Genomic DNA, 12,637 nt, shown 5'->3' with positions numbered 1-12,637 from the left:
CGACTGTGCGCTCACGGCTTCGAGTGTGAACGCCGGGCGGCGACACGCCGGCAACCCCCACCCTGGACGCACACTCAACGCCGCCGCGGGCGGTCGCCCGCGAAACCGCGCACCACGTGCGCGCGCACAAACTCGGCCGCCACTTCGGGATCGTCCATGTCCCGGATCGAGGACGGCGTGCTGAACAGCGAGAAGAGGATGCGCGCAAACCATTCCGCGGCGGCCTCGATGTCGAGATCCTTGCGCACCTCGCCGGTCAGGCGGGCGGCCAACAGGTAGGGCGCGAAGAAATCGACGCATTCGCGCAGCAGCACGGCGGCGTCCTTGGTCAGCAACAGGCTGACGGCATCCTCGTCGAAGTACTTCTCGGAGGCGATGGACCGCCGGGCCTGGGTCACGAAAACAGCCGCCTGGCTTAACTTTTCTTCGAGCGAGCCGCCCCGATCCATGGCTCTGGACATCTCGCGATAGAACCACTCGGAAGCGTGTTCTGCGCACGCCTCGATGATGGCGCGCTTGTCGCTGAAGTACTCGTAGATGGTGCTGCGGGACACGCCGGCCGTCCGGGCGATGTCGACAATCGTCGCCTTCTGCAGCCCCTGCTTGCGAAAGCAGGCGTATGCGGATTCCACGATGAGCTCGCGCGTATCGGCCGCCTGTGTCAATGCGGAAGCTTCAGTCGTCATGGAAGATGTGCCTGTCGGACCCGCAGATGCCGGCCATCCGCAACTTGAGCGCCGCCGTCCCGGGTGCCGGGGTGGACAACGGAAATTCGGCCAGCTCGATGGGCCCGCCGTGGGCGGTCAGCAGCGCGAGCTTCGGCATGATGGTTCCCCTCAGTTGGCGGGCGCCAGGATCAGCCCACTGGTGGGTACCCCGGTGCCCGAGGTGACCAAGACGTGTTCGACGTTGTCGACCTGGTTGTAGGACGTGCCGCGCACCTGGCGCACCCCCTCGGTGATGCCGTTCATGCCGTGGATGTAGGCCTCGCCGAGCAGGCCGCCGTTGGTGTTGATCGGGAAATCCCCACCCAGCGACAGCCGCTCGACGGTGGCGAAGTCCTTCGCTTCGCCGCGCCCACAGAACCCGAGCTCCTCGAGCTGGGTGAACACGAACGGCGTGAAATGGTCGTAGATGAAGGCGGTTTGGATGTCTTGGGGCTTGAGCTCCGAGTCACGCCACAGCCTGTTCGCGACCACGCCCATCTCGGGCAGGCCGGTGATGTCGTCGCGGTAGTAGCTGGTCATCATCTCGCCGTTGGCGGCCGCGCCCTGGGCGGCCGCGGTGATGATCGCCGGCGGCTGCCGCAGGTCGCGTGCGCGCTCGGCGCTGGTGACGACGAGCGCGACCCCGCCGTCGCTTTCCTGACAGCAATCCAGCAGGCGCAGCACCGGTTCGATGATCCAGCGCGAATTCTGGTGGTCTTCCAGCGTGATCGGGCGCTGGTAGAACCAGGCATCGGGATTGCGCGCCGCGTGCGCGCGGTCGACCACCGCGATGCGGCCGAAGTCCTCGTTGGTGACCCCGTACGTCGACATGTAACGCTGTGCGTGCATGGCGACCCACGCTGCGGGAGTCAGCAATCCGAACGGCGCGTAGTGCGCCATGAACAACGGTGTTTCCGCCATGCTGCGTCCGCTGCCGCCGAACCGGAAACCGGACCGCTCGTTGAAGGCGCGCCAGCACACCACGACGTCGGCGACGCCCGTGGCGACGGCCATCGCGGCGTGCACCACGGTGCCGGCGGCGGCACCCCCGCCGTGGTGGACGCGGGAGAAGAAGCTCAGGTCGCCGATCCCCACGTTGCGCGCGATGTCGATCTCGTCGCTGGAGTCCATGGTGAACGTGACCATGCCGTCGACGTCACCGGGCGCCAGGCCGGCGTCGTCGAGGGCGGCACTGACCGCCTCGCACGCCAATTGCAGTTCGCTGCGGCCGGATTCCTTGGAGAACTCGGTCTGGCCGATCCCGACGATGGCGGCCGCACCGGGCAGCGAGCCGCTCACGCTTGACTCGTTTCGGGCGCCCCGTCGAGCAGGCTGAGGATCGCGGTGCCCGAGACGTGATCGCCCAAGCTGTTGGAGCCCTTGAGCGTCACCTCGACGAAGTTCTCACCCCCGGCGCCCTCGGTCTTTCCGGTGACGCTGCCGGTGAAGCGCAGCGGGTCGTCCGGAAAGCACGGCACGCCAAGGCGAATCGACAGCTTCTTGACCATCGCTTCGGGCCCGGCCCAGTCGGTGAGGAACCGCACGCAGTAGCCGTTGGTGGTCAGGATGTTCATGAACAGGTTGGGCGACCCCTGCTTGTTGGCGTAGTCGCGGTCGTGGTGCACGGGCATGAAGTCGCGGGTGGCGATCGCCCCGGCGACGATCATCGTCGTGGTGATCGGGACGTCAAGCGGGGTGACCTCGTCGCCGACGGAGATGTCCGCCCAGCGCAGGGTGCTGGTGCGGCTCGCGGTGGTCGTCATGGTAGTCCTTCCGAATAGGTCGCGCCGCGGTGGGCCAGCTTGCAGGTTGTTTCCTGCTCTTCGGTGAACGTGAAGTCCATGGCCCCCGCCTACGTGGCCGGCCGAAACTGGTGCAGTACCAGGTCGTTATCGAAACTCTGGTAGTAGACCTCGACCGGCATCCCCGTCCTCACGTCCGGCGGGTCGACACCGGTCAGGTTCGATACCAGCCGCACACCCTCCTCGAGTTCCACCAGCACGACGACATAGGGGTATTCGAAGAACGGGAACTTCGGTTCGTGCGGCATCACGTGGCTGTAGACGGTGCCGCGGCCCGACGACTCGACGGCGTCCCAGTCCAGGGAACGGCAATGGGGGCACATCGGGCGGGGTGGGTGGCGCAGCTGTCCGCATCCGCCGCAGCGTTGGATCAGAAGCTTGTTGTCCCGCAACCCGTTCCAGAAGAACTCGGTGTCCTTGGTGATGGCGGGCGCCAGTCTGGTGGCCATCAGCCCTCCGGCCGGAATCGCAGCACACGGAACCGCTGGCGCCCCAGAACTTCTCCGTTCTGGTCGGTGTAGGTCGTCAGCCAGGTCAGAAAGAAGCCGGTGCCCAGCGCCGTCTTCTTTTCGTCGGAGACCGATTCGTACACTGTCGTCGCGCTGATGACGTCGCCCAGGCGTGGGTAGCGCTCGATCTCGAACTCCGAGTTGGTGGCCACCGTGCTGGTGTAGCCGGCCTCGTCGAGGAAAGCCGTTGGGTTGCCCTTGATTTCGATGGGAGCGCCCCCGCGCTCGCCGATGCCTTCCAGGATCGGCGACGGCATGGTCCAGGTCTGCAGCATCACCGGCGGTGACACGATGCCGCCGAACCGTGATTTCCCGGCGAACCCGGGGTCGAGGTAGACGGGGTTCATGTCGGCCATCGCGTACGCCCAGTGCCGGATCATCGGCTGGTTGACCGGATCCGGCGCCACCGACGGTTTTCCGGTGCCGCCGGTCGGCTGGCCGACGAGGGCCCGCACCTTGGCGCTGACGGTTTCTGAGTCGGTCACTGGCTGCTGTCCTCCTAGGTTGTGGTGGCGCGAAGGTCACGCGGGGCGCTCGGCATGCCCAATCCGGCCATGGAGATGATGTCACGCTGAATTGCGTAGGCGCCGCCGCTCCAGCACACCGGCGCGGTCGCGCGCAGCTCGCGGTACGCCGGGTGCGGATCGCCGTCCTCGAAGTCGGGGGAGTGCAACCAAGAAGCGGGCAAAGTGGTCCGCACGGCGGCCTCCCTGGCCAGAAGATCAGACATATTAGCACGATGTGTCTTGCGGCCTTGTGTCTACCGCGCGCCGCCTGCTGGTGTCAATACCGACGCGGCACTGGGGAAATGGTGTGTAACTCGCGTGGTTAGTGATTGACGACGCCCGGCCATGGGTGTACACCAAGTGGTTAGATGACCGACGTTCGGGTGAGGAACCGCATGACCGAGCTGCAAACTCCGGGATCTCTTGTCGACACCTATCAGCTCTACATCGACGGCAGATGGGTCGAGCCGGAGGACGGTCGCTACGACGACATCAACCCGGCCACCGAAGAATCCATCGGCACCGCACCCGACGCCAGTGTCGCCCAGGTCGGCGCGGCGATCGCCGCCGCGCGGGCGGCCTTCGACAGCGGGCCGTGGGGCCGGATGAGCCCCGACGAGAGGGCCGGCTGCCTCAACCAGCTGGGTGCGGCCTTGCTCAAGCACGCCGACGAGATCTTCGCGCTGTCCCAGGTCGAGTGGGGCTGCGTCGGGGTCGAGCGCATGATGCAAATCGACGGCGCCGGCTACATGTCCATGCATGCGGCCCAGCTCGCGACGAAGTTGGTCGACGAGCCGGTCACCGGGATCGGTGCCGGGACGACGTTGCTGCGCCGCGAGCCGCTCGGAGTCGTGTCGATCCTGACGCCGTGGAACTTCCCGCACTGTCTCAACGTGATGAAGGTGAACAACGCCCTGGCCGCGGGCAACACCGTCGTGCTCAAGCCCTCGCCGCTGACGCCGCTCGCGGGCCTTGCGCTGGCGCGCATCATCGACGAAGAGACCGACATTCCGCCGGGCGTGGTCAATGTGGTCACGCCCTCGGGGCTCGAAGCCGCCAAATCGCTCACGACGGATCCTCGCATCGACATGATCAGCTTCACCGGGAGCTCCGCCGTCGGTTGCGAGGTCATGCGGGCCGCGGGCGACGCCATGAAGCGGCTGTTGCTGGAGTGCGGCGGGAAATCGGCGAGCATCATCCTCGACGACACGCAGCTGACCGACGAGATGCTGCGTCAGATGCTCTTCGATTGCTGCTCGTTGCACGCCGGGCAGGCCTGCATCCTGCACAGCCGGCTGCTGCTTCCCGATTCGTTGCACGACGACGTCGTGGACCGGCTCGTCGAGCTCGCCCGCGACGTCAAGGTCGGCGACCCCAGGGACCCGACGGTGGAGATGGGGCCGCTCATCAGCGCGGCGCAACGCGAGCGTGTGCAGGCGCACGTCGACGGCGCGGTCAACGAGGGAGCGAAGCTGGCGACCGGCGGCGGCCGCCCGGCCGACCTGGATACCGGCTTCTACTTCGAACCGACGATTCTCACTGGTGTGCAACCGAATTCGACGATCGCACAGGAGGAAGTGTTCGGGCCCGTGCTGTCGGTGCTGCGCTACCGCGACGACGACGACGCCGTCGCGATCGCGAACAACTCGTGCTACGGGCTTTCCGGCGCCGTGTGGGGCACCGACGTGGACCGGGCCGTCGCGGTGGCCCGGCGCATGCGCACCGGTCAGGTCGCGGTCAACGGCGTCGGGCCGGGCGATGCGCCGTTCGGCGGCTACAAGCTGAGCGGGTTCGGCCGGGAGAGTGGCGGAATCAGCGGACTGCACCAGTACATGGAGGTGAAGGCCATCGGGATCCCGGCATGACGGGTCCCCTTGCCGGGCTCCATGTCGTCGAACTCGCCAACGAGATCTCAGGTCCTTACGCCGCAAAGCTTTTCGTCGACCTCGGTGCCGAGGTCACCAAAATAGAGCCGCCCGCCGGGGATTCGTTGCGCCGCTGGGGTCCGTTCCCCGGGGGAGTCTGCGACCCACAGCGCTCCGGACTGTTCGAGTACCTCAACGCCGGAAAGTGCGGCGTCACCCTCGATCTGGCCGAGCCGGGCGATCTGGCGGCGATCCGGGAGCTCATCACGCAGGCGCACGTGCTCATCGAGGACTTCGGTCCGGGAATATTGGAACGCCGGGGGCTGGGCCCGGACGCCTTGAGCCGGCTGAACCCAAACCTGGTGCTGCTGCGCATCTCTGGATTCGGTCAGTGCGGGCCCTGGCGTCAGCGGCAAGCCACACCCCTGACCGCGCAGGCGGCGTCGGGATGGATCAGCGCCCGGGATCCGGACCGCCCACCTGTGCAGGTCGGCGCCCGCATCTCCGAGTACGTCGCAGGTGTTTACGGCGCGCTGGGCGCGCTGACCGCGTTGCGGTTGCCGGCCGCCGGCGGGGTCAGAGAGGTGGACGTCTCCCAGCTCGAAGCGCTGCTGTCGACGCTGCCCTATCCGATGCTGATGGCACAGCGCATGAAAAGCCTCGGCTTGCCCGCGAACCTGCGGTCGGCACCCATGCTGGGTGTCGTCCGGGGCGCCGACGGCTGGGTGGGCATCAACTGCCTGACCGGCCAGCACTGGCTGGATGTGTGTGCCATGCTCGGCCTGCCCGAGTACGGCGAGCATCAGCTCTCGATCATGATGGGCGGCCCGGAGCGCGACGAATTCTTCCGCAAGGCGGAGCCGTTGCTCGCCCAGCAGACTGTCGCAGAGATCGTGGAACTCGCTCAGGCCCTGCGCATCCCGGCCGCCCCGGTCAACGACGGGGCCACCGTGTCGACCTGCCCGCAGTACGCCGAGCGCGGTTTCTTCGTGCAATCCGGTGGGCCCGGGTGGTCGTTCCAGCGACCCGGGCCGCCGTTCCGCTTCGCGAAAACCCCGGTGCCCCAACCCCGTCCGGCGCCGAACCTGGGCACGGGCCCCGAACCGTGGGCCACCAAGGCCCGCTCGCTCAACACGACCGAAGGGCCGCTGCCCTTTTCCGGCGTGCGCGTCCTCGACCTGACCACGTTCTGGGCCGGCGCCTACCTGACGTGCTACCTGGGCGCGTTCGGCGCCGACATCGTCAAGGTCGAGTCGATCCAGCGGCCTGACGGGCACCGCTACTCCGGCGCTTTCGCCTACGAGGGCGACGACTGGTACGAACGCAGCCCAATCTGGCAGGGTACCAACCTCAACAAGCGCGACCTCACCCTCGACCTGACCTCCGAGCGGGGCCTCGACATCGCCCGGCGGCTCGCCGCGGAGGCCGACGTGGTCGTGGAGAACTTCTCGCCCCGGGTGGTCGAGCAGTTCGGCCTGGACTACGACGCGCTGGTGGCACTGAACCCCGACGTGATCGTTGTGCGGATGCCGGGATACGGCCTGCGAGGCCCGTGGCGCGACTACGTCGGGTGGGCGCTGAACTTCGAGCAGACCTCGGGGATGTCGGCCGTGACCGGCTACCCCGACGGTCCGCCGTGCAACCCGCAGGGCCCCGCCGATCCCATCGTCGGCGTGCACGCGGGGGTGGCACTGCTTGCCGCCCTCGAGCACCGACGCCGAACGGGGGAGGGCCAGCTGATCGAGATCGCTCAGATCGAGGTCGCGGCCTGCGTGACCGCGGAACCGGTGATCGAGTATTCGATGACCGGCGTCGTGTCCCCGCGCCGGGGCGACCGGCAGCGCGGCTACCTGCAAGGCGTTTACCCGACCGCGGAGGACGGCGTATGGGTCGCGCTGTCGCTGCCCAACGACGGGCGGCTCGGCCACGAAGTGTTCGACGAGATGGTCGCCGCGTGGACGCGCACACAGACCGCATCAGCGGTCGTGGAAGCCCTTCAGACACAAGGTATCCCGGCCGAGCGGGTGATCACCGGCGACCGGATGTACGACGGCGTCCTTATTGGCGCCCAGCTCGACGCGCGCGGCTACTACGAGGAACTCCTGCACCCGATCACCGGACCGCACCGCTATCCCGGCTGGCCGTTTCGCATCACCCCCGGACCGGCCCGCCACCACAATGCCGCCCCGCCGACGCTGGGCCAGCACAACGGCGAAGTACTGGCCGGTCTGGGCCTGTCGGTGGCCGAGGTCGCGAGCCTGCGGGCCGGGCGGGTCATCGGGGAGCGGCCGCTGGGCGCCTGAGCAGGATGTCACGCAGCAGTGGGGGCGGCCCAACGGGCCTGAGGACGTCGGTCCTACTTTGCCGAAATTGGTAGAATTGGGTGACTTTCCCCAGTATGCGTCCAAAGAGCCCAGGAGTTTCAAATGCATGAGCATCGCCACGTCGAATGGGATCCTGACACGAGACGCATCCTGACCAACCGGCTCCTATTGCGCCCATGGCAGCTCGACGACGACATCGCCGCCTTTGGGATATACAGCGCGCCGGAGGTTTCGCGTTGGCTGTGTCCGGCGCTGCCAGTGATCACCGACGACGCTACGATGCGCCAACTCTTGGGCACATGGATCGCCGAAAGCGACGCGACCGGCCTCCCCCTCGGCCGATGGGCGATTACCGATAGACACTCTGGCGACTTGATCGGCGGAGTGGCGCTACTCCCCCTGCCGCCCGGCCGCACCGATCTCGAGATCGGCTGGCAGGTGGCACCCACGCGGTGGGGTCACGGTTACGGTGCGGAAGCCGGTCATGCAGTGGCCCATCAAGCATTCACAAACGTCGGTGTCAGTGAGGTATTCGCCGTCGTGCGGCCAGGCAATCGTCGCGGGGTGGCCACGGCGCGGCGAGTGGGAATGGAATGGGTCGGTGAGACCGACAAGTACTACAACCTGACCCTTGAGGTCTACCGTCTGAGCAAAGCTGATCTGGACCTGCCAGAGCCGGCCTGCGCGCCGGCGCCAGGATCGCAACAGTCCTGAACACCACAGCTGTGTTGCCCCCACGCGCCCGCCCGAACCGTAGTGGGGCGTGGACCCCAGGTCGGCAATCAACCCGTAATCTGATGGCATGCTCCCCGGCTGGCGACCAGCTGCCAGCGACGAGTCGCGGACGAGCGACGCGTGACCGCATCCTCAGCTGTGCCGCGGAATTGCTGGTGACGGAGGGGTTTCCGCGGTAAGTCAGGATCGGTTACGCGAAGCCGCCTCGGTCAGTGGATCACAGCTGCTTAGCGACTCAGTACACGATAGAAGGTGACCTGGGGCTTGCCGCCCTCGGCGAACTCGGCCAAGGCTTCTACGCTGAGCGCAAAATGATTGGTTTGAACGTGAAGGTCGACGGCGTGCTGATTCCGGAACCGCTGGTAAAGCGTGAAATGCCCCGGACGATCACGGTCTTCGTGGAGGCGGAAGGTGCTGACGTCGGCCTCGGCCAGCGACTGAGGGATCAACTCGACAAGCGCACGCCGCAGGTCGTCTCCTTTGCCCGGCAACGCCGTGGCATCGGTGATCAGCACCACTTCTTCATCTGGGCTGTACATGGTTGACACTCCTTCACCGTCGCCGAAGGCCGCGGGCAATCGCGATAATCCGTAAGTCCCTTGCAGGCCTTGCTATTTCATGTACACGTCGGCACATGCTTATTGTCCTGGACAGCGGACGAGCGTTCTGACTGAGCTGCAATGGCAGTCTGATGGCTGGGTCGCCTGCAGTAGACGTTGAAGCCCGTTGGCTGGGTGCGCGATATTTGCGACCGCTTTGTTCTCGTCCGCTTGTTCTGGGTACTCTAACCCACTTTCCTGGCTGGGTATACCGCCAAATATCGGGTTTGAGCAGTTGGCCATGGCGGCACACCAGAACTCACCCGGGTGAAACAAGGCCGGGGTGATGACAGCTCACCCCGCCGGGCAGGAGATTGATATCAGTTCGAGGTTGGTACGCATGGCACCGGATGTAATCGCCAGGGCGACAACTGTTCTTGCTAGACAAAGGTCCAGCAGGATCCACCGAGAGTGAGCAGCAGAAAGGTCCCACCATGCACTTTGATTCCAAGAAGGTCATCGTCGTCGGAGGCAGTGCCGGTATGGGCCGGCAAGCGGCCGTTGATATCGTGCGCCACGGCGGCAGCGCGGTGATCATCGGCCGGTCGAAAGATCGGGTCGATGACACCGTGACGGAGTTGACCGGCGAAGGTGGCCAAGCCTGGGGGATCACTGCGGAGTTGACCGATCGTGCCGCGGTCGCCGATGTGCAGCGCGCGCTTTCCGAGGATCACGGCGACGCGACGCTGCTCGTAAACGCGGCCGGATTCTTCGTCCCCAAACCGTTTCTAGAGTACGACGCTCTGACATATGACTCGTACATGGAGCTCAACTATGCCCTGTTCTTTCTGACGCAGACCGTCGTTGAGGGCATGATCGCCCGCGGTGAGGGCGGTTCCATCGTCAACATCGGCAGCATGTGGGCACATCAGGCGATCGGCCTGACCCCGTCGTCGGTGTACTCGATGCAGAAGGCCGGCCTGCATGCACTCACCCATAACCTCGCCATCGAGCTCGCCGAGCACAAGATCCGCGTCAACGCGGTGGCGCCGGCCGTCGTCAAAACGCCGCTCTACGAAGGCTTCATCCCGAAGGACGAGATCGACGCCACCTTGGCCACGTTCGCGCCGCTTCACCCATTGGGACGGGTCGGCACCCCGGCCGACGTGGCCAACGCCGTGACGTTCCTGCTCTCTGATGAGGCCAGTTGGGTCACCGGCGCGATTCTCAACGTCGATGGCGGCATCATGGCCGGCCGCAACTGAGCAACGACGCGGGACGATTCGAAATACCAAGCGCAGCACTTATAACGGTTGTGCGGATGAAGGAGATCAGGTGTCACACCAATACAGCAAGAACCCTGCCGCGGTCGACGCGCTAAGCCCCGAGGAATACCGCGTCACCCAGGAGAGCGGCACGGAGCCGCCGTTCACTGGAAAGTACTGCGACAACCATGAACCCGGCATCTACGTTGACATTGTTTCTGGCGAACCGCTTTTCGCCTCTGTCAACAAGTTCGACAGCGGAAGCGGCTGGCCCAGCTTCACCCGGCCCATCGACGCGGACTTCGTTGTTGAGAGGCGTGACCGCAGCCATTTCATGGATCGGGTCGAGGTGCGATCAGCCCACGCCGACAGCCATCTGGGCCACGTATTCCCGGACGGCCCCAGGGAGGCCGGCGGGTTGCGCTACTGCGTCAACTCGGCGTCGCTGCGATTCATTCACCGCGATGACCTGGAAGCCCAGGGTTACGGGCAATATCTGCCCTTGTTCGATGTGTCGGACCAACACCAGAGCGTCGGTGAGCAGAAGTCATGACTGACCACAACAAGATCGCCGTCCTCGCCGGCGGATGCTTCTGGGGCATGGAGGACCTGTTCCGCGAGCTGCCCGGTGTGGTGTCCACGCGGGTCGGCTATACCGGTGGCAGCAACACACATCCCACCTACCGCAATCACCCCGGCCACGCCGAGGCGCTCGAAATCACATACGACCCGGACGAGACCGACTATCGGACACTGCTGGAATTCTTTTTCCAGATCCACGACCCGACCACAAAGAACCGGCAAGGCAACGATGTCGGAACCAGTTATCGGTCAGCGATTTTCTATCTGGACGACGAGCAAAGGCAAATTGCCGCACAGACCATCGCCGACGTCGAAGGGTCGGACCGCTGGCCCGGCGCAGTCGTCACCGAGGTCAACCCGGCCGGCGAGTTTTGGGTAGCCGAAGCCGAGCACCAGAACTACCTGCAACGCTACCCGTCCGGCTACACCTGCCACTACATCCGTCCCGAGTGGGTGCTATCCAACCGCGGCGACGGTGCGGCCGACCCGCGAGCAGCCACGGCCGAACAGACCGGGTCGGCTCAATAACGACATGGGCTCGATAACAGAAGACAAGGACCTGGCAATTCCAGCTGATTGGCGGGTGCTGTTGAGCGCATACGCGCCATTGGTGCTCTATGGCACGGTTTGTGCTGAGGCGTGGGTTTCAGCGCTACCCGGCGACCGGGTAGCGGTGGTGACGGGATGACCCAGAACCCGAATTTGGCTGCCCTATCAGCGGCGGGGGTATCGGTCTGGCTGGATGACTTGTCGCGCAACCTGTTGCAGTCCGGCAAGCTGCGGGAGCTCATCGACACTAGAAGCGTTGTCGGCGTGACAACTAACCCGTCCACCTTTGAGCGCGCACTGACAAACGGCCGCGCCTACGATGGACAGATTGCCGAGCTGACGGGCCGCGGAACCGCTATCGATACTGCGGTCCGCACGGCGATCACCGACGACGTGCGGATGGCCTGCGATGTGCTGCACCCGCAGTGGAAGGCCTCGGACGGCATCGACGGAAGAGTCTCCATCGAGGTTGACCCCTCGCTGGCGCACAACACCGATGCGACAGTCATGCAGGCCGTCGAGCTGGCGAAGGTCGTCGACCGGCCCAACGTTTTCATCAAAATTCCGGCGACCGCAGCCGGACTGCCCGCGATCACCGCGGCGTTGGCCAAAGGTGTCTCGGTCAACGTCACGCTGATCTTTTCTGTCCAGCGACATCGATCGGTGATGGACGCCTATCTGGCCGGTATCGAAGCCGCCCGGCAGGCCGAGTTGGACATATCGCAAATCCACTCTGTGGCATCTCTTTTCGTGTCCCGGATCGACACCGAAGTCGACAAGCGACTGGAGGCGATCGGCACCGATGAGGCGCTCAGACTGCGTGGGCAGGCCGGCGTCGCCAACGCGCGATTGGCCTACGCGGGCTACCAGCAGGTCTTCGAGGCCGATCCGCGCTATGCCGCGCTGCGCGCCGCCGGCGCCCGCGTGCAACGGCCGTTATGGGCCTCCACCGGTGTCAAGAACGCCGCTTACCCCGACACCATGTACGTCACGGAACTGGTGGCGCCGAACACGGTCAGCACCATTCCTGAGGAGACCCTGGAGGCGGTGGCCGATCACGGCATCATCGCCGGTGAAACCGTGGCGGGCAAGGCGTTGCATGCGCAGGAAGTGTTCGACCGGCTGACCTCGGTCGGTATCGATCTGCCGGATGTATTCGATGTGCTCGAACACGACGGGGTATCCAAGTTCGCAGCGTCCTGGTCGCGGACACTGCAACGGTGAAGACTGCGCGGTTACCGCCTTCAATCCCGT

15 protein-coding genes are annotated in these 12,637 nt (G+C 65.5%); 7 read left to right on the top strand and 8 right to left on the bottom strand.

Translation table 11 applies throughout. The features are described 5' to 3' along the window. Positions 1–74: 74 nt before the first annotated feature. From A5756_RS00270 to A5756_RS25155, 7 genes are all read right to left on the bottom strand, one after another. Complete coding sequence (locus A5756_RS00270; RefSeq protein WP_066944992.1) at positions 75–686, bottom strand: TetR/AcrR family transcriptional regulator; 612 nt, start codon at positions 684–686, stop codon at positions 75–77. After that, entirely contained in the window at positions 676–825 is a 150-nt protein-coding gene (locus A5756_RS25730) for a hypothetical protein (RefSeq protein ID WP_231989130.1), read from the bottom strand. Before A5756_RS25730 ends, A5756_RS00270 begins: the two co-directional genes overlap by 11 nt. Before the next feature lie 11 nt (positions 826–836). Continuing rightward, positions 837–2,006 carry a lipid-transfer protein gene (locus tag A5756_RS00265; protein ID WP_066944989.1) on the bottom strand — a complete coding sequence of 390 codons (1,170 nt, stop codon included), beginning with the start codon at positions 2,004–2,006 and terminating at the stop codon, positions 837–839. Then, positions 2,003–2,470: a MaoC family dehydratase gene (locus A5756_RS00260; protein WP_066944985.1), complete on the bottom strand. Its 468-nt coding sequence runs from the start codon at positions 2,468–2,470 to the stop codon at positions 2,003–2,005. The genes A5756_RS00265 and A5756_RS00260 overlap by 4 nt, the downstream gene beginning before the upstream one ends. Before the next feature lie 89 nt (positions 2,471–2,559). After that, the gene (locus A5756_RS00255) at positions 2,560–2,958 is read right to left on the bottom strand and encodes a Zn-ribbon domain-containing OB-fold protein (protein ID WP_066944980.1); all 399 of its coding nucleotides are present in this window, start codon (positions 2,956–2,958) and stop codon (positions 2,560–2,562) included. Further along, on the bottom strand, positions 2,958–3,503 hold the full coding sequence (locus A5756_RS00250) for a MaoC family dehydratase N-terminal domain-containing protein (RefSeq protein ID WP_066944975.1): 546 nt from the start codon (positions 3,501–3,503) through the stop codon (positions 2,958–2,960). Before A5756_RS00250 ends, A5756_RS00255 begins: the two co-directional genes overlap by 1 nt. 14 nt (positions 3,504–3,517) lie before the next feature. Continuing rightward, positions 3,518–3,748, bottom strand: coding sequence for a hypothetical protein (locus tag A5756_RS25155; protein WP_197505349.1), 231 nt, complete (start codon positions 3,746–3,748; stop codon positions 3,518–3,520). 171 nt (positions 3,749–3,919) lie between these two features. On the opposite strand from A5756_RS25155, the gene A5756_RS00245 reads away from it, so the two are divergent. From A5756_RS00245 to A5756_RS00235, 3 genes are all read left to right on the top strand, one after another. After that, positions 3,920–5,389, top strand: coding sequence for an aldehyde dehydrogenase family protein (locus tag A5756_RS00245; RefSeq protein WP_066945008.1), 1,470 nt, complete (start codon positions 3,920–3,922; stop codon positions 5,387–5,389). Continuing rightward, a complete protein-coding gene (locus tag A5756_RS00240; protein WP_066944971.1) occupies positions 5,386–7,692 on the top strand; it encodes a CaiB/BaiF CoA-transferase family protein in 2,307 nt (768 codons plus the stop codon). Before A5756_RS00245 ends, A5756_RS00240 begins: the two co-directional genes overlap by 4 nt. Positions 7,693–7,815: 123 nt before the next feature. Further along, a complete protein-coding gene (locus tag A5756_RS00235) occupies positions 7,816–8,427 on the top strand; it encodes a GNAT family N-acetyltransferase (protein ID WP_066944967.1) in 612 nt (203 codons plus the stop codon). A 248-nt stretch (positions 8,428–8,675) separates the two neighbouring features. Here the strand turns inward: A5756_RS00235 and A5756_RS00230 are convergent, their stop codons facing one another. Then, complete coding sequence (locus A5756_RS00230; RefSeq protein ID WP_066944963.1) at positions 8,676–8,987, bottom strand: putative quinol monooxygenase; 312 nt, start codon at positions 8,985–8,987, stop codon at positions 8,676–8,678. Between the two features lie 494 nt (positions 8,988–9,481). Between A5756_RS00230 and A5756_RS00225 the strand changes: the two genes are divergently transcribed. From A5756_RS00225 to tal, 4 genes are all read left to right on the top strand, one after another. Beyond that, positions 9,482–10,252 (top strand): SDR family NAD(P)-dependent oxidoreductase, encoded by a 771-nt coding sequence (locus A5756_RS00225; RefSeq protein WP_066944959.1) that lies wholly within the window; start codon positions 9,482–9,484, stop codon positions 10,250–10,252. Positions 10,253–10,322: 70 nt separating this feature from the next. Beyond that, complete coding sequence (gene msrB / locus A5756_RS00220) at positions 10,323–10,805, top strand: peptide-methionine (R)-S-oxide reductase MsrB (protein WP_066944956.1); 483 nt, start codon at positions 10,323–10,325, stop codon at positions 10,803–10,805. Continuing rightward, positions 10,802–11,362, top strand: coding sequence for a peptide-methionine (S)-S-oxide reductase MsrA (msrA, locus tag A5756_RS00215; RefSeq protein WP_066944952.1), 561 nt, complete (start codon positions 10,802–10,804; stop codon positions 11,360–11,362). Before msrB ends, msrA begins: the two co-directional genes overlap by 4 nt. Before the next feature lie 156 nt (positions 11,363–11,518). Then, entirely contained in the window at positions 11,519–12,607 is a 1,089-nt protein-coding gene (gene tal / locus A5756_RS00210) for a transaldolase (protein WP_066944949.1), read from the top strand. Positions 12,608–12,637: the final 30 nt, after the last annotated feature.

The sequence above is a fragment of the Mycobacterium sp. 852002-53434_SCH5985345 genome (assembly GCF_001667155.1).
GTDB lineage: Bacteria > Actinomycetota > Actinomycetes > Mycobacteriales > Mycobacteriaceae > Mycobacterium.
Note: the sequence above shows the minus strand (reverse complement) of the source record. Positions and strands in the feature narration are given on the sequence as shown.

Bases quoted from the DNA above. Each gene is read 5' to 3' on its own strand.
- msrA (WP_066944952.1), top strand. From the start codon at position 10,802: ATGACTGACCACAACAAGATCGCCGTCCTCGCCGGCGGATGCTTCTGG.
- A5756_RS25155 (WP_197505349.1), bottom strand. From the start codon at position 3,748: ATGTCTGATCTTCTGGCCAGGGAGGCCGCCGTGCGGACCACTTTGCCC.
- A5756_RS00245 (WP_066945008.1), top strand. From the start codon at position 3,920: ATGACCGAGCTGCAAACTCCGGGATCTCTTGTCGACACCTATCAGCTC.
- A5756_RS00240 (WP_066944971.1), top strand. From the start codon at position 5,386: ATGACGGGTCCCCTTGCCGGGCTCCATGTCGTCGAACTCGCCAACGAG.
- A5756_RS00235 (WP_066944967.1), top strand. From the start codon at position 7,816: ATGCATGAGCATCGCCACGTCGAATGGGATCCTGACACGAGACGCATC.
- A5756_RS25730 (WP_231989130.1), bottom strand. From the start codon at position 825: ATGCCGAAGCTCGCGCTGCTGACCGCCCACGGCGGGCCCATCGAGCTG.
- tal (WP_066944949.1), top strand. From the start codon at position 11,519: ATGACCCAGAACCCGAATTTGGCTGCCCTATCAGCGGCGGGGGTATCG.
- A5756_RS00230 (WP_066944963.1), bottom strand. From the start codon at position 8,987: ATGTACAGCCCAGATGAAGAAGTGGTGCTGATCACCGATGCCACGGCG.
- A5756_RS00255 (WP_066944980.1), bottom strand. From the start codon at position 2,958: ATGGCCACCAGACTGGCGCCCGCCATCACCAAGGACACCGAGTTCTTC.
- A5756_RS00225 (WP_066944959.1), top strand. From the start codon at position 9,482: ATGCACTTTGATTCCAAGAAGGTCATCGTCGTCGGAGGCAGTGCCGGT.
- A5756_RS00260 (WP_066944985.1), bottom strand. From the start codon at position 2,470: ATGACGACCACCGCGAGCCGCACCAGCACCCTGCGCTGGGCGGACATC.
- A5756_RS00270 (WP_066944992.1), bottom strand. From the start codon at position 686: ATGACGACTGAAGCTTCCGCATTGACACAGGCGGCCGATACGCGCGAG.